We start from the raw sequence: 19,781 nt of genomic DNA, 5'->3' as shown, positions 1-19,781 counted from the left end.
AATAAAAGTGTGTGGTAACTCTCTTATCAACTCAGTCATCTTTTTTTCAACTAAATTCCTTATCCATGATTCGGGTTAATTAGGTGGTTTATTTCATTTTAAATAAATCTAAGATACACCTGATTAAATTTAAAACATCATTAATCTCACCATACCTTATATAAAATGAAGTAGCACAAGATGTTATAAAACCTTATCTTGTTTTATGACTTGTCTATCAATCTACAAATACGCAATCACTTAATCAAGCCTATCGCATGCAAACTCAGTGGCATCAGCAACAGATACAAGTTTTAGCGCAATAGATTTTATTCACATAGATCGCAGCACAGCTTCATATAGCTAAGTACAAAATATAAGCTACATCATTTTAAAGACGATATCTAAAGCTTCCTGAAGGGTTTTATTATTCTGAGCAATCATATGTCTAACTTTACTTTTTAATACAGACCATGCTTTTTCAATAGGATTAAGGTCAGGACTATATGCAGGTAGATAAACAATTCTCGTCTGATATTGAGCTGCTAAATCATCGATCACTTTACCTTTACGTATCGATGCATTATCGAGGATGACCAAATAGCGCTTAGCTTGAATGTCCTTGTGCTGTAAGCTTTTCAACAAATATTCCAACCAACAGACAAAAATATTCCGATCACATGAGCCTTGAAACACTAAAAGTTGAATAAACTTCAATGGAGCATTTGATCTGACAGCACTGATCATGCTGAGTCTCGTACCATGCCCACCTGACCTGAACGCATGACAGCGTTGTCCCTGAGGAGACCAGCCATATTCTGCGGTTTCATTGGTATTGATGCCTGATTCATCGATATAAAGAATGTGATCCTCACCATATTGTGCTTTCCATTGAGGCAAACACCATTCAAATACAGCACGACTTAATTTACAGGCTTGTCTGTAAAGGAAACTCTTTTTTTACGCGTCCAGCCCATCTTATTCAGAGCTTTTAAAATGACATGATACCCAACTGAATAACCGAAATGTTGTTCAAATAATGGGACCAAATCTTTAGCCTGAGTAAAGGGTGTATTTTTTATAAAATGCTCAAAAGCTCGGAGATCCAGAATCTTTGAGGGACGTCCTGCGTTTGGAGATTTAGGTTGTTTAAGTTGACCGGTCTGCTGTTCGAGTAAGATCCAATCGTCTAGAGTCGTTCGAGCGATATGAAAAAGCTCACAAGTCTTCGACTTATGCTTTGATTCTTTATAAAACTGCATTGCTTTTTCACGTAGATCAACAGAATATGTTTTTGGCATGATCTTAAATTCTAGTATTTTTTGTGTTGTAGCTCATATTAGGTTCTTAGCTATACCTACCTGATTTGATAGGGAACAAGATCAAAACCTAGACATATAAACTAATCATTAAATGATCTTATTTTAACTTCCGGCTATAAATAAGTGGCTATTAAACACTTTGATTGTTTAAAAAACACTCCTTTTATGAAAAAATATGCAAAAAGATGAAATAAATTTGCATTATTGGAATATTGAGCGTATAAAGTAACTTCGTTGATGCGGGATGGAGCAGTCTGGTAGCTCGTCGGGCTCATAACCCGAAGGTCGTTGGTTCAAATCCAGCTCCCGCTACCAACGAGAAAAGTGATTTACCTTGCTACATGAGATATGTAGCCTACTATCACAAAAAACAAAACATATATTTTAAGTCGTTTTAGACCTCTTCTAGATTAATCAGCTATTAATCTCCTTGTATCTAACTCTCTCATTTAGATCGTTGTATGTTCTGTTAAAATCAAGTCAAGTAGTATTTAATTATTTGAATTTTAAAAATATTTAAGCGCCAAATATCGCGCTGTAAAAAGTTATTGGTATATATATGTTAAAGCAAACTGAAAATTTAATTGCAAAATCTGTAAATGGTCATGAAATTATTGTGTCGTTAATCGCAAATAAAAAGCGTCAAAATACAAATGATGGTTTTAAATGGGTTGAAGTCGGTAAAAAAGTTTTACTTTCTTCTGGCACAGAAATTGAATTGAATTTAGACGGCCGTAGTTTCTATACGGGTTTAAATGAAATGTTTAAATTAGAAAACCGTGTATGTTAATAAAAAACCGCCCAAGGGCGGTTTTTTATTGGTCATAGCCTAATTTCAAAGCTATTTCTACACTTTTTCTCACATCAATAGAACAAAGTTTTATTTCGCTATATAGCTCATCCCTATTTTTATCATCAAAACCTAATAAAACAAAAGGTATTTTTTCACACTCAATGATTTGGCAACTACTATAATCCTTACCATTTAAGACGTCCTGATTTACGCTTTTGTCAAAAATATTAACGAAATTAGCTAAATTGGCATTAATCCACTTTATTTGACGTTCTAGGCTAATATTATCTGGGTGTTTATCACCCTCATTAAAATTATAAAAAAAGTAATCATCAATATGATAACCATACTTATATTCTAAATTGTCAAATGATAGAGGCTCATCTTGTTCTTCTTTTAATTCATCTGCAAGGTCAGCGTAGTTTTCAATCCACTTTAAGCCCTCCTTAACATAAATGGCGCCACCGTTATCATCTTCTTCTAAAAATCTATATCCTAGAGAAATTGCTTTTGCATAGCGCTCTTCGTACATTTTTAATTATCCAAATAAAAAACCCTACCTCAAAATACGGAGGGTTTGAAGTATTTAAATTTATTGATTAAAAATCTTAATCAAATTCTCCTGAGGTCATGTGTTTTATGAGCTTGTAAAAAATCTTATTTTACCTTATGACTTGTTGCTCGCTTCAACAAGTCTAAAAATATTTAACTATAAAATAGTAAAGCTAAAGTTGGTTCCTTTAATGTTTTTACTTAATAGATGATTAGGATCGAATTCATAACCTTCTTTATTTGCGTTGATATAATCTAAACAGGTTTTTTCTTGCACTTGCAAATGCACACCTATGCACCAAAATGTACGAATATAATCATATTCACTCGGTTTCAAAGAATAAAACTTATTTAAGTCTTTAATCATTGCTGTAATACAGCTTTTGGCTGATTGGGATTGTTTTAGCTCAATAGCAATCATCGTTTCAGTTGACTTATTTTTTTCTCTAACCCAAAAATCAATAATTCCTTTTGCTTTTAATTTTTCAACTCTTCTATCAGTCGAGCAAGATATCTCTCTCATCCATTCCATCACATTTTCATGTTCGTCTAAGAAGAATGCCAATTCAACCTGTAGCCATATTTCCCAACCTGTGATATTTCGTTGTTCAATCAAATTTAAACGATTACGAATATATTTTTGTGAAAAAAATTTATCAAATAAGTTAGATAAAAATTCAAAATCACCGTTTCTAACTCTATTTACCATTTTTAATCTCAGTAAAAAAGCCCTACTTTACAGTAGGGCTTTTTTAAACAATTTCAATTACTTTAAATATAAAGTCTTAAGCAATCGCTTGTGCATCTTGAGTATTTTCATTGGCTTCTAGGAAGTCTTGTGCAAAGCGTTGTAATACCCCACCCGCTTCATATACAGATACTTCTTCTTCTGTATCTAAACGGCAAGTTACTGGCACTTCTACGATTTCATTCTTACCATCAGCAGTTGCACGTTCCACCACTAAAGTTAAAGTCGAACGTGGCGCAATATTACCAATCACGCTATACAGCTCAGTACCATCTAAACCAAGTGTTTTACGGTCTGTACCGGCTTTAAACTCAAGTGGTAATACGCCCATACCGACTAAGTTAGTACGGTGAATACGCTCAAAGCCTTCTGCTACAATCGCTTCTACACCGGCAAGGCGTACACCTTTGGCTGCCCAGTCACGGCTTGAACCTTGACCATAATCTTTACCCGCAATAATGATCAGCGGTTGCTTACGGTTCATGTAGGTTTCAATCGCTTCCCACATACGCATCACTTCGCCTTCAGGCTCTACACGCGCTTTTGAACCTTGCTTAATGCTGCCATCTGAGCGAACTACCATTTCGTTAAACAATTTCGGGTTGGCAAAGGTGGCACGCTGCGTAGTTAAGTGGTCACCACGATGCGTTGCATAAGAGTTAAAGTCCTCTTCAGGCACACCCATTTTCTTTAAGTATTCACCTGAAGCACTATCTAATACAATTGCATTGGATGGTGATAAATGATCGGTGGTGATGTTATCGCCTAAAATCGCTAATGGACGCATATTGGCTAAAGTACGTGGTGCTGCAAGTGCACCTTCCCAATATGGCGGACGACGAATGTAGGTACTTTGCGGACGCCAATCATAGAGTGGGCTTTCAGACTTGGCATTCACGCCTAAATCAAACATTGGAATATAGATTTTTTTGAATTGTTCAGGCTTGACTGCAACCTTCACCAATGCATCAATCTCTTCATCCGATGGCCAAATGTCTTTTAAGTAAATTGGGTTGCCATCTTTATCGTGCCCTAACGCATCTGTTTCGATGTCAAAACGAATGGTTCCTGCAATCGCATAAGCCACTACCAGCGGAGGCGATGCCAAAAAGGCTTGTTTTGCATAAGGATGGATACGACCGTCAAAGTTACGGTTACCCGATAACACCGCAGTGGCATATAAATCACGGTCAATAATTTCTTGCTGGATCTTTGGATCTAATGCACCAGACATACCATTACAGGTGGTACATGCATAAGCCACAATACCAAAACCAAGTTTTTCTAAATCACCCAATACACCTGCTTCTTCTAGGTATAAAGCAGCTGCTTTAGAACCCGGTGCAAAAGATGATTTCACCCAAGGTTTACGCACTAGACCTAATTCGTTGGCTTTACGTGCCAGCAAACCGGCTGCCACAGTGTTACGTGGGTTTGAGGTATTGGTACATGAGGTAATCGCGGCAATAATCACCGCACCATCTGGCATTAAACCTTCTGCTTCTTGTGCGCGTGCAGCCTCTAAATTACCTGCAATACCTTTGGCTTTTAAATCACTTGTTGATACACGTGCATGTGGGTTGGATGGACCTGCAATATTACGCGTCACCGTCGATAAATCAAAACGTAGTACACGCGGATACTGAGCTTCGGTCATATCACTTGCCCAAAGACCAATTTCTTTGGCATAGGTTTCAACCAGTTTGACTTGCTCAGACTCACGACCCGTTAGGGTTAAATAATCAATGGTGTTTTGATCGATATAGAACATGGCCGCAGTTGCGCCATATTCAGGGGTCATATTAGAAATCGTGGCACGATCTCCGACCGACATGCTATCAGCACCTTCACCAAAGAATTCTAAGTAAGCACCCACTACACGTTCTTTACGTAAGAACTCGGTTAATGCCAACACGATATCAGTTGCGGTGATTCCCGGCTGACGCTGCCCCACAAACTCAACACCAATAATATCGGGAACACGCATCCATGATGCACGACCTAACATTACATTTTCCGCTTCTAAACCACCAACACCAATTGAGATGACACCTAAAGCATCGGTATGCGGGGTATGTGAATCTGTCCCGACACAGGTATCAGGGAAAGCTACACCAGCACGGTTTTGAATCACTGGAGACATTTTCTCCAAGTTGATTTGGTGCATGATACCGTTGCCTGCCGGAATGACATCGACATTTTCAAAGGCAGTTTTGGTCCACTCAATAAAATGGAAACGGTCTTCATTACGACGATCTTCAATAGCACGGTTTTTCTCAAATGCATCTGGATCAAAACCGCCATATTCAACAGCCAATGAGTGATCCACAATGAGTTGTGTTGGCACCACAGGATTGACTTTAGATGGATCACCGCCTTTTTCAGCAATCGCGTCACGCAAACCTGCTAAGTCAACCAATGCTGTTTGACCTAAAATATCATGACAAACGACACGAGCAGGATACCAAGGAAAGTCTAAATCTTGGCGATTTTCAATGAGCTGCGTTAAAAATGCACTGAGTTGTTCTGGCTCGGCACGACGTACCAATTGTTCTGCCAACACTTTAGAGGTGTAAGGTAATTTGGCATAACTTCCCGCTTGAATATCTTCAACCGCTTGGCGTACATCGTAATAATCTAAACCTGTATTGGCCAATGGTTTACGGTACAACTGATTCATTAAACACGCTCCGCCAATGGTTTGAATTCTAAATCTTCAGGTCCTGTGTAGTTGGCGCTTGGACGAATGATTTTGCCATCTTGACGTTGTTCAATCACATGCGCTGCCCAACCTGAGGTACGTGCAATCACAAACAATGGCGTAAACATCGCTGTTGGTACACCCATGAGGTGATAGCTCACTGCACTAAACCAATCTAGGTTCGGGAACATGTTTTTTACTTCTTTCATCACTGCTTCTAAGCGTTCCGCGATGAGATACATTTTTTTGTTGTTTTGTGCATCAGCTAAGTCTAAAGCCACTTTTTTAATCACATCATTACGTGGATCAGCAATGGTATACACTGGATGACCAAAACCAATCACCACTTCTTTGTTGGCAACACGTTGACGGATATCAGCTTCTGCTTCGTCAGCATCGTTGTAACGTTGTTGAATCACAAAAGCAACTTCGTTGGCACCACCATGTTTTGGTCCACGTAAAGCACCAATTGCACCGGCAATGGTTGAATACATATCAGAGCCTGTACCGGCAATCACGCGCGAAGTAAAGGTTGAGGCATTAAACTCATGCTCTGCATACAAAATTAGTGACGTATGCATCGCGTCGATCCATTCTTTTGATGGTGCTTTGCCATGTAACAAATGCAGGAAATGCCCACCAATTGAATCATCTTCTGTTTCTACTTCAATACGACGACCATTGTGGCTAAAGTGGTACCAATACAATAACATTGAACCAAAGCTTGCCATTAGTTTGTCGGCAATATCGCGTGCGCCTGCATAGTTATGATCTTCGTGTTCTGGACTTAGGCAACCTAAAACTGACACACCAGTACGCATGACATCCATTGGATGCGCTGAAGGTGGTAATTGTTCTAAAGCTGTTTTTAAACCAGCAGGTAAACCACGTAATGCTTTAAGTTTAGCTTTATACGCGTTGAGTTCTGCTTGATTCGGTAATTTGCCATGGACCAATAAATAAGCCACTTCTTCAAATTCACATTGACCTGCTAAATCCATAATGTCGTAGCCACGGTAATGGAGATCATTACCACTACGGCCTACGGTACATAACGCAGTGTTACCTGCGACTTGACCACTTAAAGCAACTGATTTTTTTGGTTTAATTGCGGTTACTGCACTTGTCATGATAGTTTTCCTTATCTTGGCGGTTTGGCTACTTAGCGCTCCATGCGCGATCTTTATTTAAGTGTTGACAACAATAATTTATTTGGCTTTGACAAAAGCTGCATCCAGATATTGTTCAAATGCATGATAGTTAATACGCTCATACAACTCTTGACGAGTTTGCATGGTATCTACGACATTTTTTTGCGTGCCTTCTTGACGTAAAGTGACATAGACATTTTCAGCCGCTTTGTTCATAGCGCGGAAAGCTGATAACGGATATAACGCCAAGCTTACATCGGCAGAAGCAAGCTCTTGTGTGGTAAATAATGGGGTTGAACCAAATTCAGTGATATTGGCAAGAATTGGCGCTTGAGTGGCTTGTGCAAATTGGCGATACATTTCAAGTTCAGTAATCGCTTCTGGGAATAACATATCTGCACCTGCTTCAATATATGCACCAGCACGGTCAATTGCAGCTTGTAAACCTTCAACTGCTAAGGCATCAGTACGTGCCATAATCACAAAGCTACTATCGGTACGCGCATCCACTGCTGCTTTAATACGATCGACCATTTCTTGCTGGGTTACAATCGCTTTATTTGGACGATGACCGCAACGTTTTGCACCCACTTGATCTTCAATGTGCATCGCTGCTGCACCAAACTTAATTAAAGATTTGGTGGTACGTGCCATATTAAATGCTGATGCGCCAAAACCTGTATCTGCATCAACCAATAATGGTAAATCGCATACATCGGTAATACGGCGTACATCTGTTAACACGTCATCTAAATTACTAATCCCTAGATCAGGTAAACCCAACGAACCAGCTGCAACGCCACCGCCTGACAAGTAAATCGCTTTATAACCTGCACGCTTGGCAAGTAAAGCATGATTGGCGTTGATGGCACCGACCACTTGTAAAGGATGTTCGTTTGCAACCGCATCGCGGAATTTTTGCCCTGCTGTAAGTTGTGACATGTATTTCTCCTGATTATAAAACGATATTGTTTTTAATATTTTGATAAGATGCGCTAATATGACGACGCATCAACAATTCAGCCAATTCACCATCTCCCTCAGCAATTGCATCTAAAACACGCAGATGCTCCATCAGTGCCTTGCGTGGTCGATTTGGCGTATTAGAGAACTGAATACGGTACATACGAATTAAATGATATAACTCTTGGCACAACATTTTTTCTAAAATCTTGTTGCCACAATTACGAATCACGCAGTAATGAAAGTCATCATCACCATGTTGCACATAGTAACCCTTGCCCTGTTTAAAGTTCGGATCTTCACTATGTAAACGTAAGACCTCTCTTAGGCTGAGAATCTGCTCTTTATCAATATTTTGTGCCGCAAGACGACAAGCTAGGCCTTCTAAGTTCTCACGAATTTGATAAAGCTCAGTCAACTGCTGACTCGACAAAGACACCACACGCGCACCGACATGTGCTGTACGCTCCACCAATTTTTGCCCTTCTAAACGATGAATCGCCTCACGCAGTGGACCACGACTAATGCCGTAGATACGTGCCAACTCAGGTTCAGAGATTTTGCTACCAGCAGGTAAATCACCGCACACAATCGCATTTTGAATCTTTTCAAAAATCTGATGCATTAAAGTCGTGCTGTGGTTTTTATCTAATGTAGCGTCCATAGAGTCCTTGATTAAATTGTCAACAATGTGATCAACATATATTCAAAATACGAGTAAATTTGCTTTTTTTCAATCACAATTGTCAACAATAATCGAATTTAAGACTAAAGACTAAGAAAAAAACGATAGATACAGCACAAAATTTCAATAGTTGAGTCGGTATTTAGGGCAAAAGTGCGCTGTCGCATTGATATGTGCTAGTACTTCTCTATATTTGCCTGCATAGCAGAGCTTAACTTGGATAAAATTTTAGATAGTACTGAGTATTGTTTTTATATGCTGTTGTCAGCTTAAACTGATAGTACGGTAATTTTGCTCATACAATACTATATAGATGAGATGCATATTAACTAGACCCCAGTACTGATACAGCCTATTTAAACATAGGCTTCAATAATAGTGACATTGGCCATACCACCACCTTCGCACATGGTTTGTAAACCATATTTTTTCTTTTCACGTTGTAAGCCATGTAATAAGGTACTCATTAATTTTGTACCACTCGCTCCCAATGGATGACCCAATGCAATTGCACCGCCATATTTATTGACTTGAGCGGGGTCAACCTGTAAAGCTTTTATCCATGCTAACGGTACACTGGCAAATGCTTCATTCACTTCAAAAAGATCAATATCTTTTAGGCTTAAACCTGCTTTTTTTAAGGCACGTTGCGTAGCAAAAATTGGCTCTTCTAACATGATCACAGGATCACCTGCAGTGACAGTCAGGTTAATAATGCGAGCTTTCGGCACTAATCCATAGTGTTGTAATGCGCGTTCACTGACAATCAAACAGGCACTTGCACCATCGCAAATTTGACTCGCATTAGCAGCACTGATCACACCATCGGGTTGTAAGGTTTGTACACTGGAAATAGCATCTAAGTTGGTATCAAAGCGTACACCTTCATCTTGGCAATGCCATGTACCATCTTTTAATTGAATTGGAATAATTTCCTGATCAAACCATTGTTGCTCAATGGCGTATTGCGCGCGTTGGTGACTACGTAATGCATAACAATCTAAGTCATCACGGCTTAAATCATATTTTTGAGCCAATAGTTCTGCGCCGTGAAATTGGCTAAATGCGTCTACGCCAAAACGTGCTTTGATTCTGTCACTTAAAGGATCAGCTGCCAAACCTGCTTGTTTCGCCAATTGAATATTACTAAACATCGGCACACGGCTCATGCTTTCCACACCAGCTGCAATAATCATATCTTGTGTGCCACTCATGACTGCTTGAGCTGCAAATTGAATGGCTTGCTGTGAGCTACCACATTGGCGGTCGATTGTGACCCCCGGAATATGATCTGGAAGTTGTGAAGCTAAAATTACATTACGCGCAAATGAAAATGCTTGTTCGCCACCTTGGGTGACGCAACCTAAAATCACATCATCAATCAGATTAGGGTCAACTTGAATACGACTGAGTAATCCATTAATTACATCTGCACCTAAGTCGGCTGCATGTATATCACTTAAACGTCCTTTGCGGCGTCCACCTGCACTACGTACTGCATCAACAATATATGCGTGTTTCATTCATCTTGTCCTATGATTATTTTTTGTTGTCTTTAATAAAAAAATATTTTTATAAATTTCGCAGCGAAACTTAAACTGATCTCAAATTTAAGTTGCTTTATATTTTAAATAGAGTTGCCATCTTAAAATGCCTAGCTCAGACAATCAATTAACTTTTAGAAGTTTCGCAGCGAAATTTTTTAATGAATATAACTTGGCTAAATAAACTATAGTTTTCATGCAAACTATACAAAGTGTTATTTTTTGTCTACTGTAATTGCATGCCATCATAAAAAATATAGGCAATCTTAAATGGAATGTAAAATAATAAGGAATCTTTATGTCAAATCTATCAAACACTGTACAACAAGCCCGCAATTATCATATCAGTGATATTCCGAAAAGGAGCGCACAGCGTCATCCACATAAATTAGCATTAGTTGATGGCGACACTCGTCTGACTTATCAACAATTACATGATCAGGTTGAACAACTGGCAGCTTATTTATTGCAGATTGGGTTAAAGAAAGCTGATCGATTACTATTGCTGTCGCATAATTGTTGGCAATTCCCTGTCATTCACTTTGCTGCGGCTAGAATTGGGGTGCTTACAGTGCCTGTCAATTTTATGCTCAATGCTCAAGAGTTGGCTTATATTATTGAAAACAGCAAAACCCAGATTATTTTTGCAGAAGATCAACTCACGGCAACTGTAGATACAGCCTTAGGACAAGCCAAACACCAGTTAACTCATTTTTATAAAATCCCTTTAAATGATGGTGTAAGCTCAGCAAGTTGGAAGAACTTCAATGAATGCTTTACGCAAAAATTAAGCCCTTTACCGCCACAACTGCTTAGTGCCTATGAACCTATTCGTATGATGTACACCAGTGGGACTGAGTCCATGCCCAAAGGAGTACTTCTCAACAGTGAAGCACTAATGTGGCAATATATGAGTGCTATTTTAGAAGGTGAGATGCAGGTAAATGATCGGGAATTACATGCCTTTCCGTTGTATCACTGTGCACAATTTGATGTGTTTTTAAATGTAGATCTCTATTTAGGTGCAACCAGTTATATTTTACGTGGCTTTGAACCTAAACGCGTTCTTGCTCTGATTGAAAAAGAAAAGATCAATAAACTATTTTGTCCACCCACTGCATGGATTGCCTTACTCAATGCAAAAGGCTTTGCTTCAACAGATTTAACTTCATTGAATAAAGCTTATTATGGTGCCTCAAGCATGCCAAAGAGTATCATCAGTAGCTTGATGGAAAAATTACCCCATATTCGTTTTTGGCAATTTTATGGTCAAACAGAGATGGCCCCGGTTGCAACGGTACTTTATCCCGAAGACCATCAAGAATTTTCCACTTCAGTTGGAAAACCTGCGTTCCACGTGGAAACTGCCATTATGGCCAAAGATGGGCGCTTAGTTGAAACTGGCGAAATTGGTGAAATTGTTCATAAAAGTCCACATTTAACCTTGGGTTATGCCGATCAAGATGATAAAACCACTGAAGCATTTGTACATGGCTGGTTTCATAGTGGAGATTTAGGCTATTTTGCAGAAACTGGTCATCTGTATATTGTAGATCGTATTAAAGATATGGTGAAAACGGGTGGTGAGAATGTTGCAACCCGAGAAGTTGAAGATGTGATCTATCGTTTTAATGCCATCCAAGAGGTGGCGGTGTTTGGTGTCCCTCATCCACATTGGATTGAAGCGGTCACTGCTGTCATTGTCATTAAACAGGGACACCACTTTGTTTTAGACGAGTTATTAGCGCATTGTAAAAAGCATTTATCCACCTATAAAATGCCGAAATCTGTGCATATGGTTGAAGCATTACCTAAAAATGCCAGTGGTAAAATTTTAAAGCGTCAGTTGCGTCAACAATATCAATCACTTTATATACAAGAGCAAACTGCTTAAGCGCATTTATAAAATGGAGACGCACTATAGCTACAAACTCTAGTGCGTTGCGCTATGATAGAGGTTTATTCCAACACCAGCTTTATTTTATGAAAAGAACTCTTTGCCTTGCTAGCGCAATTTTTATAAGTTTCGCAGCGGGATGTGAAAAAAACGATGTAGTCATACAAACTACATCCTCTTCTGAGCCTCAAACTCAATCTTTAAACTCTTTTGAAAAAGCCGACTATAAACTTAGCTTCTTAACCGATCAAATTGAAAATACGACACTCAGTACATCACAGCGTCAAAAACTACTTTGTATTGAATGCCCTAAAACTTACCAAGAAGAATATATGCCGGCATTTTTAGCACTTCAGCCGGCAGATACTAGTCAAGAAAAGCTTATTCAAGAGATGCAATTTACTTTGAATTATTACCAGCAACGCTTCGACATTAAATGCACCTAAATATTGACCTACCTGAGTAGGTCTTTTTTAACATTCAATGCTGAGTTTTAGGTAAGAAAATCGTCAATAAACCCAATAATGGTAAAAAAGCACATAGTTGATAAACAAAAATAATCCCAAAGTGATCAGCTAATACCCCCAAGCCTGCTGCTGCAATACCACCAATCCCAAACATCACACCAAACATCAAACCGGACACCAGACCTACACGCCCAGGCATAGCTTCTTGTGCATACACGACCATAGCTGAAAATGCCGAAGAGATGACTAAACCAATCATAATTGACAAAATGGCTGTCCACATCAAATTGACATAAGGTAAAACTAAAGCGAAAGGGATAATGCCTAAAAATGACACCCAGATCACTGCACTACGTCCAATTTTATCGCCAATGGGTCCACCTGCAAATGTACCTAAAGCCACTGCTGCTAAAAAGGCAAATAAATAGACTTGCGACTGTACAAGGCTTAAGCTAAAACGTTCCATCAGATAGAAGGTATAATAGTTACTAATACTTGCAATATAGGTAAATTTAACCAACATTAATATGCCAATTACCCCAAGTGCACGATAAAGTAAAATTCCCTTTAAACCTGTATGCTGAATAGCACTTTGTTTTTTAGGTTGCTGATCTTGTTGTATCAACCAACGACTGACTCGAAAAAGTATAAAAATAGCTAAAAGTGCAAAACCTGTAAACCAAGCCACAGCACTTTTACCATTAGGTACAATAATTAACGCAGCCAGCAAAGGGCCTATTGCAGAGCCACTATTGCCACCCACTTGAAAAGCAGATTGCGCTGTACCAAAACGACCACCAGAGGCCATACGTGCCACACGGGATGCTTCTGGATGAAACGTTGAAGAACCGATTCCCACCAATACAGCTGCTAATAACAAGATATAAAAATGTGTAGCAAACGCCATCACCGTAATGCCAACCAAGGTGATGCTCATACCGACAGGTAGCAAATACGGTAATGGATGTCGGTCAGTATATAACCCAACAAAAGGCTGCAATAATGAAGCGGTAATTTGATAAATAAGCGCGATTAAGCCGATTTGTGAAAAACTTAAATTAAATTCGATTTTAAGCATTGGATAAATTGCAGGTAAAACTGCTTGAATCAAATCATTTAACAAATGTGCGATTGCTACCGCAGCAACCATAGATATAACCATCTGATTCGGTAGATGATCTTTAGAAGATTTAGCTGTACTTTTGGGTGGCATAATATTCCTGACTGCACATGAACATGTGTCATAGCAACTTTAAACACTGTCATCATAACCTGACTTTAAAATGATAGCTAAAGATGCATATATTTTTGTTGGATTCACTTACGTAAATACAGGATGTAGAAAAAGCACCGGGTCGGTGCTTTTTTTGATGTTTCGCAACGAAACTTAAAAAATTAAGCGAGTTCTTTTAAAAAGGCTTTAATTTTATCAAGTTTACTTTCATCCAAATCCTCTACACTCATGCGAATAGACACGACTGTTTTGCCTTTTAAGCTTTCAGAACATTTTAAGGAACCAAACTTTTTACCTGCCGCATTAAGTAAACTTTCTTGTTGAGGTGTAACTTTACTAGGTGTAGGCATCTGTACCAACTCTGGAGCTGGTCTGTGCATATCCTTTGTTATAGGCTGAGCATCCTCATACAAAGTTTGCGCCTGTTGTTCAAAACTTTTAATAAACTGTGTATTTCGTTTTTTATGATGCGCAAAATCTAAAGTCAAATAATCTTTCCAAGCTTGATATAAAAGTTCATCTGCCTGTTGTGGACCAAGTTGTTCTTTGACCTTATTAAAAGCTGTTTTTAACAGACTTGCTCCTGAACCACTTAAAGCATCAGGCATAACGTTTAAATCATCGCGAATACATTCAGGCAAATCAAACAGACTGATCAAACGATAATATTTATTACGGGAAATATTAAATTTTTCTGTTATAAACTCGACATTGTCGATGGGATAACCAAAACGTTCACAGTTATTTAATAATGCATGCGCAATTTCGTAGTCAGATAAGTCTGCACGATTAATATTATCAACCAATGCAGTTAAAGCAGCTTTTTCATCACTAACATCTTTGATCAAACAATCAATGTCTTTAAGCTTTAATAGATCTCGAATAGCATGTAAACGACGTTCCCCACCAATCAGTTCATAACGACCATTTTTAGGACGTACAACAATTGGATTGATCTGTCCATGTTGACGAATATTTTCGGCAAGCTCTTGTAGATCTTGAGTATCTAAAGCTGCAACGAGACGTGGCTGATACGGTGAAGGATCAATTAAATCTACGCTTAAACGTTTTAGAGCACTACCATACTGGTTACCAGTTTGCGCACGACGTTGTACTGGAGATAAATGTTCCTCTTGTGTTTGCTGGTTTTCAGGCTGAATTGAAGTAACTTTTTTTTCTTGCTTTTGTTTATGAAGCAACTGATTAAACTTTGACATAAAGGTTGTCCCTTAAGCTGCTTTTTGTTGCTGATATTGTTGTTCAAGCAAATCTACAATACGATTAATTGCTGCAACTGCAGGGGATTTACTTGCGGCCAAATCATAAATTGACATTTTAGTAATCGCAGCTTGTTCAAACACAGCTGATTGTGGAATCAACACAATTTCAGGATGAATGACCCGATCCTCTAAGACAACAGTAGAAAATTCATCTTCTAGTTGTTCCTTCATATTCTTATCAGCAAGTTGATTCTTTTTAAAGAAGTTTAAGACCGGACATAAAATTTTCAATTCAGGATTAATTCGATCTAGGCTATCCATGGCATCTAGAATCTTTTCAAAGCCCTCAATTGAGTATTGTCCTTGAGCAGGCAGGATAAAGTTATTTACAGCCACTAAGGCATTAAAGGTGAGTGTTTCAATTTCAGGTGGGCAGTCAACCAAAATAAAATCATAGTCACTTTCTATACGCGATAAAATACGCGATAAGATTTCATTTGGAATTGGACTATTTCTTTGTAAGTTACGTGCAGCATCACCAATGCGTTTTGAACTTGGCAATAAACTGACATTGTTAAAACGCGTTTGTTGATCTTTTAATAGGGCAAGATTTGGCTCAAAGCGTTTATAGTCATCAAAAAAATCAGCCACAGAGTAAGACAATTCTACTGCAGGTGTCACACTAATATGATTGGTCGCATTACATTGTGCATCTAAATCAACAATAAGGACTTGATAACCTCGATTGGCTAAAGCGACTGCAACATTCACAGTGATTGTGGTTTTACCCACACCACCTTTATTTTGAGCGACTGCGGTTTTTAACGCTTTATTTCCATTCATATAGATACCTAGCAATGTATTTTTGTACTGATATGAATCTAAGTATTTTTTGAAAAAAAAGCAATGTGTTTAAAAAAATAAATACTTAATTGATTATTTTTTAAATTTTATTTCGCTGCGAAACTTGAAAAATATTGTAGTAAATTGAAAGGTAAATTTTTTACTTTGAGCTATAGCAGAAGGTTAGAAGGTTAGAAGGTTAGAAGGTTAGAAGGTTAGAAGGTTAGAAGGTTAGAAGATTAGAAGATTAGAAGATTATTTAAATTTTTTACTCGCAGTTTTCAGTTTTCAGTTTTCAGTTTTCAGTTTTCAGTTTTCAGTTTTCAGTTTTCAGTTTTCAGTTTTCAGTTTTCAGTTTTCAGTTTTCAGTTTTCAGTTTTCAGTTTTCAGTTTTCAGTGATTATCGTTTATTTAGGTTTGAATTATATTTAATTTTATTATTTTTCTTTAAATTTAAAACTGTGGATAAGATTATATGAGTCTCATAACTTTGTAAAGAGATTTAAATTTAAAAACTGTTAGCTTGTGGATAAAATAAGCTTTTATTTGTTCTAAACAATTTATTTAATCAACAGAAAAATAGTATTTTTAAAAGTTATCCACAGATAAAGTCTTTTTAAATTTATTTTAAATTTATTTTAATGCTTTTGGGATCATAGCAAAGCTATACCCAGCAAGGCTTTCAGAAGATATAAAGATAGTTTTTCACTACTTCAAAGATAGTTTTTCACTACTTCAAAGATAGTTTTTCACTACTTCAAAGATAGTTTTTCACTACAAATGAATAGTTAATATATTGACTATCTTTATTAAAAAGGGCATGCTTATTTCTGAACGAAGAAACGTTAAAAGAAATGACTGTGAAACCTAAAAAAATTGTTGTTAAGGATAACTCTTTAATCGATGCGAGCTTTAATTTAAGCCTCGTTGAACAACGTCTTATGTTATTGGCGATTGTAGAAGCACGAGAATTCAGTGAATTAACCTATAATACACCTGTTGAAGTTAGTGCCAAATCATATATGGAACAATTTGGTATCAATGAAAAGGAAAGTTACAGTGCCTTAAGAGATGCTGCATTGACCTTAAAACGTCGTGAGTTTAGCTACATTGATCGTTATAAAAGCTTTGATGCTGTAACGTGTGATAATTGGGTCAACAAGATTACTTATGTAAAAGATCAAGGCTTAGTGGTACTGTATTTTACTGATATTGTTATTAAAATGATTAGTCGTCTCGAACAACAATTCACTCGGTATTATCTTGATCAAGTCAGTAATTTTAAAAGTAAATATTCAATTCGATTATATGAGTTGATTATGAAATGGCGTATACGTGGTATGACGCAACGTTACGACATTGATGATTTACGCAGTAAATTAGGCATTGAACCTCAGCAATATAAAACCATGAGTTTATTTAAAGCCAATGTTCTAGAACGTGCTTTAGAAGAGATTAATGATCAAACGGATTTAATTGTCAGTTATGAACAATTCAAACAAGGTAAAACCATTACCCATTTGCAATTTAAATTAGAACCTAAAGATCCAAAGACAGTACAAATCATTGAAGGGGATGACTTAGGCGATTTTAATTATAATTTGACTGAGCCACAAATTGACCTATTCAGTTCTAAACTAAGCCAAGATCCTTTGTTTGGTAGTCAACATGCCAATATGGGTGAAACAAGTAAAGAATTCCAAACACGTATTAAAAGCATGCTCAGCGATCCAGATTGGGTTGAACAAAACTTAGAAACCCTGATGGGTGTCGGTTTTATCCCTTAAGTTAATATACGAATAAACAATGCCAAATTATGATGACTTGGCATTTTTTATGTGTTTTTGTATCTGAAGTAGTGAAAAACTATCTTTATCTTTAAGCTAATGAAAAATTTATATATTTTTAAGTAGTGAAAAACTATTCTTATCCAATCAATCTCAGTGCATAGTGCGTAAAACTAAGTAGTGAAAAACTATCTTTATAGAAAAATTATTAAGCAAATCAATAATGAATATCCTCAAAGATAGTGACATAAGCAATGAAGATAACATAAGTAGTGAAAAACTATCTTTATAACTGCCATTAGCCTAATTTTCGCCCAAAAAGAGTAGTGAAAAACTATCCTTAAATAATTTTTTGTATTAAAAAACAACAGTTAAGGATAATAAATAAGCATTTTTTATGCTCTAAGTAGTGAAAAGCTATCATTATTTATGAGCTTGCAATCTCTTGGTAGTGAAAAACTATCTTTAAGCAGAATATAAAAGTTTATTTGTAGAATTGATAAACAATATTTGTATTTAAATTAAGCAATCACTGCTATTTGGTAGTGAAAAACTATCTTTATAGAGGCTAAGTAGTGAAAAACTATCCTTATTAATGCTGGAAACGAGGTGGTTTGAGTAGTGAAAAACTATCTTTATTGCCAGAAATTCACCTGATACAATACGGCTATGATATTTTTTGATCTCATTTTTCCTATGTTGATCAGTTTAGTCGGGAAAAACTATCTTTATTTGCACAGAATTTGGGACATAGGTCATTAAAGTGCTAAATTTTAGTGCTATTTTTATATTACAGTACTAAAAAACTATATTTGAGTATACTGCCCCATTAGGGTAGCTCGTTCTTCAACAGCGACTTGACGTAAGAAATCCCAGACAAGTTTAATGCGTGGTTCGTGTTTTAAATCGGCAAAGGTGAGCATCCAAAAGGTATGCACAAATTGAATTTCTTTGCTTAAGACTTCTGTTAATTCCGGCTGATGACCCGCCATAAATACCGGTAAGATGGCTAAACCTGCACCAGCTGACACTGCCATTTGCTGTGCCACAATACTGCTGCTACGTAAACAGGCGCTGACCTCAATAGGAAGGCGTTCTAAACAGTATAATTCTGAACTATATACTAAGTCATTAATATAATTGACAAATTGATGTTGTTTTAAATCTTGAATACATAAAATAGGCGCATGTTGAGCAAGATAGTGCTGGCTACCATAAAGCTTTAAACAATAGTCAGAAAAGCGCGTGATAATGTAAGGACCATTTTTAGGGCGGTCGATCGAGATCACAATATCCGCTTCACGATGCGATAATTTAATGGTTTTAGATACAGGAATTAAGTCGATTGTTAAGCTGGGATACTGTTTGGAAAACTGTGCCAAACGTTGTGCTAAAAATGTGGTTCCAAAGCCTTCAGGCGTACCAATGCGTATGCGTCCTTGTAAGGGCGTGTTCACGCGTTCAATTTGAAAAAATGCCTGCTCCATTTGTTCTACACGTGGCATTAAAGCTAAACCTTCGGTAGTCAGTTCGTAACCGTGTTGCTCACGTTTAAATAAAGTGATGCCTAAATTGTGTTCGAGTGCTTGAATGCGGCGTGCTACAGTGGTGTGTTCAACGCCCATTAAACGTGCCGCATTGGTGAGCGTTTTTGCACGTGCCAACACTAAGAAAAAGCGTAAATGATCCCAATCAACTTTCATCGTTGTTATTTTTCCTAAATTTTATGGTTTTTAAAACATGGTGTGTGCAAATTTGCACATCAATCGTGCATGAATTTGGCTTGTTGGTCAAAATAATCTTTGTTAGTGTCAATTACAAGGACAACAACAATAATTCAATTTGCTCGTCAAATTGAGATTAATACAACAATCATAGAATCACGCACGGAGCGA

General features: G+C 37.4%; 17 protein-coding genes and 1 tRNA gene. 5 read left to right on the top strand and 13 right to left on the bottom strand.

Annotated features, from left to right (window positions below; genetic code table 11):
• Positions 1-360: 360 nt before the first annotated feature.
• Positions 361-879 (bottom strand): IS630 family transposase, encoded by a 519-nt coding sequence (locus tag Q0Z55_RS07730; protein WP_297426615.1) that lies wholly within the window; start codon positions 877-879, stop codon positions 361-363.
• 23 nt (positions 880-902) lie between these two features.
• A complete protein-coding gene (locus Q0Z55_RS07725) occupies positions 903-1,280 on the bottom strand; it encodes an IS630 transposase-related protein (RefSeq protein WP_297426612.1) in 378 nt (125 codons plus the stop codon).
• Between the two features lie 259 nt (positions 1,281-1,539).
• On the opposite strand from Q0Z55_RS07725, the gene Q0Z55_RS07720 reads away from it, so the two are divergent.
• Positions 1,540-1,616, top strand: a tRNA-Met gene (locus Q0Z55_RS07720).
• 244 nt (positions 1,617-1,860) lie between these two features.
• The gene (locus Q0Z55_RS07715; protein ID WP_297426608.1) at positions 1,861-2,091 is read left to right on the top strand and encodes a hypothetical protein; all 231 of its coding nucleotides are present in this window, start codon (positions 1,861-1,863) and stop codon (positions 2,089-2,091) included.
• A 25-nt stretch (positions 2,092-2,116) separates the two neighbouring features.
• On the opposite strand, the gene Q0Z55_RS07710 is transcribed toward Q0Z55_RS07715, so the two are convergent.
• From Q0Z55_RS07710 to Q0Z55_RS07680, 7 genes are all read right to left on the bottom strand, one after another.
• Positions 2,117-2,626, bottom strand: coding sequence for a hypothetical protein (locus Q0Z55_RS07710; protein ID WP_297426606.1), 510 nt, complete (start codon positions 2,624-2,626; stop codon positions 2,117-2,119).
• Between the two features lie 177 nt (positions 2,627-2,803).
• Positions 2,804-3,355 (bottom strand): hypothetical protein, encoded by a 552-nt coding sequence (locus Q0Z55_RS07705; protein ID WP_297426603.1) that lies wholly within the window; start codon positions 3,353-3,355, stop codon positions 2,804-2,806.
• Between the two features lie 76 nt (positions 3,356-3,431).
• Positions 3,432-6,074 (bottom strand): Fe/S-dependent 2-methylisocitrate dehydratase AcnD, encoded by a 2,643-nt coding sequence (gene acnD / locus Q0Z55_RS07700; protein WP_297426600.1) that lies wholly within the window; start codon positions 6,072-6,074, stop codon positions 3,432-3,434.
• Positions 6,074-7,225: a 2-methylcitrate synthase gene (gene prpC, locus Q0Z55_RS07695; RefSeq protein WP_297426597.1), complete on the bottom strand. Its 1,152-nt coding sequence runs from the start codon at positions 7,223-7,225 to the stop codon at positions 6,074-6,076. Before prpC ends, acnD begins: the two co-directional genes overlap by 1 nt.
• Before the next feature lie 78 nt (positions 7,226-7,303).
• Complete coding sequence (gene prpB / locus Q0Z55_RS07690; RefSeq protein WP_297426593.1) at positions 7,304-8,188, bottom strand: methylisocitrate lyase; 885 nt, start codon at positions 8,186-8,188, stop codon at positions 7,304-7,306.
• A 13-nt stretch (positions 8,189-8,201) separates the two neighbouring features.
• A complete protein-coding gene (locus Q0Z55_RS07685; RefSeq protein ID WP_297426590.1) occupies positions 8,202-8,873 on the bottom strand; it encodes a GntR family transcriptional regulator in 672 nt (223 codons plus the stop codon).
• A gap of 377 nt (positions 8,874-9,250) precedes the next feature.
• Positions 9,251-10,417, bottom strand: a complete 1,167-nt coding sequence (locus tag Q0Z55_RS07680) for an acetyl-CoA C-acetyltransferase (protein ID WP_297426587.1) — start codon at positions 10,415-10,417, stop codon at positions 9,251-9,253.
• Positions 10,418-10,736: 319 nt separating this feature from the next.
• On the opposite strand from Q0Z55_RS07680, the gene Q0Z55_RS07675 reads away from it, so the two are divergent.
• Together Q0Z55_RS07675 and Q0Z55_RS07670 are read left to right on the top strand one after the other, a co-directional pair.
• A complete protein-coding gene (locus Q0Z55_RS07675) occupies positions 10,737-12,332 on the top strand; it encodes a fatty acyl-CoA synthetase (RefSeq protein ID WP_297426584.1) in 1,596 nt (531 codons plus the stop codon).
• A gap of 89 nt (positions 12,333-12,421) precedes the next feature.
• Positions 12,422-12,781 carry a hypothetical protein gene (locus Q0Z55_RS07670; RefSeq protein WP_297426581.1) on the top strand — a complete coding sequence of 120 codons (360 nt, stop codon included), beginning with the start codon at positions 12,422-12,424 and terminating at the stop codon, positions 12,779-12,781.
• Positions 12,782-12,815: 34 nt separating this feature from the next.
• Here the strand turns inward: Q0Z55_RS07670 and Q0Z55_RS07665 are convergent, their stop codons facing one another.
• The 3 genes from Q0Z55_RS07665 to Q0Z55_RS07655 all read right to left on the bottom strand — a co-directional run bounded on the left by Q0Z55_RS07665 (position 12,816) and on the right by Q0Z55_RS07655 (position 16,099).
• Positions 12,816-14,015: an MFS transporter gene (locus Q0Z55_RS07665; protein ID WP_297426578.1), complete on the bottom strand. Its 1,200-nt coding sequence runs from the start codon at positions 14,013-14,015 to the stop codon at positions 12,816-12,818.
• 182 nt (positions 14,016-14,197) lie between these two features.
• Positions 14,198-15,253 carry a ParB/RepB/Spo0J family partition protein gene (locus tag Q0Z55_RS07660; protein ID WP_297426576.1) on the bottom strand — a complete coding sequence of 352 codons (1,056 nt, stop codon included), beginning with the start codon at positions 15,251-15,253 and terminating at the stop codon, positions 14,198-14,200.
• 12 nt (positions 15,254-15,265) lie between these two features.
• Positions 15,266-16,099, bottom strand: a complete 834-nt coding sequence (locus tag Q0Z55_RS07655; protein ID WP_297426573.1) for a ParA family protein — start codon at positions 16,097-16,099, stop codon at positions 15,266-15,268.
• An 860-nt stretch (positions 16,100-16,959) separates the two neighbouring features.
• Between Q0Z55_RS07655 and repM the strand changes: the two genes are divergently transcribed.
• Positions 16,960-17,886, top strand: a complete 927-nt coding sequence (repM, locus tag Q0Z55_RS07650; protein ID WP_297426570.1) for a replication initiation protein RepM — start codon at positions 16,960-16,962, stop codon at positions 17,884-17,886.
• Positions 17,887-18,692: 806 nt separating this feature from the next.
• On the opposite strand, the gene Q0Z55_RS07645 is transcribed toward repM, so the two are convergent.
• On the bottom strand, positions 18,693-19,589 hold the full coding sequence (locus Q0Z55_RS07645; RefSeq protein ID WP_297426567.1) for a LysR family transcriptional regulator: 897 nt from the start codon (positions 19,587-19,589) through the stop codon (positions 18,693-18,695).
• Between the last annotated feature and the right edge of the window lie 192 nt (positions 19,590-19,781).

Source organism: uncultured Acinetobacter sp. (genome assembly GCF_947626835.1).
Classification (GTDB): domain Bacteria; phylum Pseudomonadota; class Gammaproteobacteria; order Pseudomonadales; family Moraxellaceae; genus Acinetobacter.
This window is presented reverse-complemented; position numbering and strand designations above follow the sequence as displayed.

What these genes read in the sequence shown, in the direction of transcription:
- Q0Z55_RS07725 (WP_297426612.1), bottom strand. Translation starts at nt 1,280, where the DNA reads ATGCCAAAAACATATTCTGTTGATCTACGTGAAAAAGCAATGCAGTTT.
- Q0Z55_RS07715 (WP_297426608.1), top strand. Translation starts at nt 1,861, where the DNA reads ATGTTAAAGCAAACTGAAAATTTAATTGCAAAATCTGTAAATGGTCAT.
- Q0Z55_RS07710 (WP_297426606.1), bottom strand. Translation starts at nt 2,626, where the DNA reads ATGTACGAAGAGCGCTATGCAAAAGCAATTTCTCTAGGATATAGATTT.
- Q0Z55_RS07705 (WP_297426603.1), bottom strand. Translation starts at nt 3,355, where the DNA reads ATGGTAAATAGAGTTAGAAACGGTGATTTTGAATTTTTATCTAACTTA.
- acnD (WP_297426600.1), bottom strand. Translation starts at nt 6,074, where the DNA reads ATGAATCAGTTGTACCGTAAACCATTGGCCAATACAGGTTTAGATTAT.
- prpC (WP_297426597.1), bottom strand. Translation starts at nt 7,225, where the DNA reads ATGACAAGTGCAGTAACCGCAATTAAACCAAAAAAATCAGTTGCTTTA.
- prpB (WP_297426593.1), bottom strand. Translation starts at nt 8,188, where the DNA reads ATGTCACAACTTACAGCAGGGCAAAAATTCCGCGATGCGGTTGCAAAC.
- Q0Z55_RS07685 (WP_297426590.1), bottom strand. Translation starts at nt 8,873, where the DNA reads ATGGACGCTACATTAGATAAAAACCACAGCACGACTTTAATGCATCAG.
- Q0Z55_RS07680 (WP_297426587.1), bottom strand. Translation starts at nt 10,417, where the DNA reads ATGAAACACGCATATATTGTTGATGCAGTACGTAGTGCAGGTGGACGC.
- Q0Z55_RS07675 (WP_297426584.1), top strand. Translation starts at nt 10,737, where the DNA reads ATGTCAAATCTATCAAACACTGTACAACAAGCCCGCAATTATCATATC.
- Q0Z55_RS07670 (WP_297426581.1), top strand. Translation starts at nt 12,422, where the DNA reads ATGAAAAGAACTCTTTGCCTTGCTAGCGCAATTTTTATAAGTTTCGCA.
- Q0Z55_RS07665 (WP_297426578.1), bottom strand. Translation starts at nt 14,015, where the DNA reads ATGCCACCCAAAAGTACAGCTAAATCTTCTAAAGATCATCTACCGAAT.
- Q0Z55_RS07660 (WP_297426576.1), bottom strand. Translation starts at nt 15,253, where the DNA reads ATGTCAAAGTTTAATCAGTTGCTTCATAAACAAAAGCAAGAAAAAAAA.
- Q0Z55_RS07655 (WP_297426573.1), bottom strand. Translation starts at nt 16,099, where the DNA reads ATGAATGGAAATAAAGCGTTAAAAACCGCAGTCGCTCAAAATAAAGGT.
- Q0Z55_RS07645 (WP_297426567.1), bottom strand. Translation starts at nt 19,589, where the DNA reads ATGAAAGTTGATTGGGATCATTTACGCTTTTTCTTAGTGTTGGCACGT.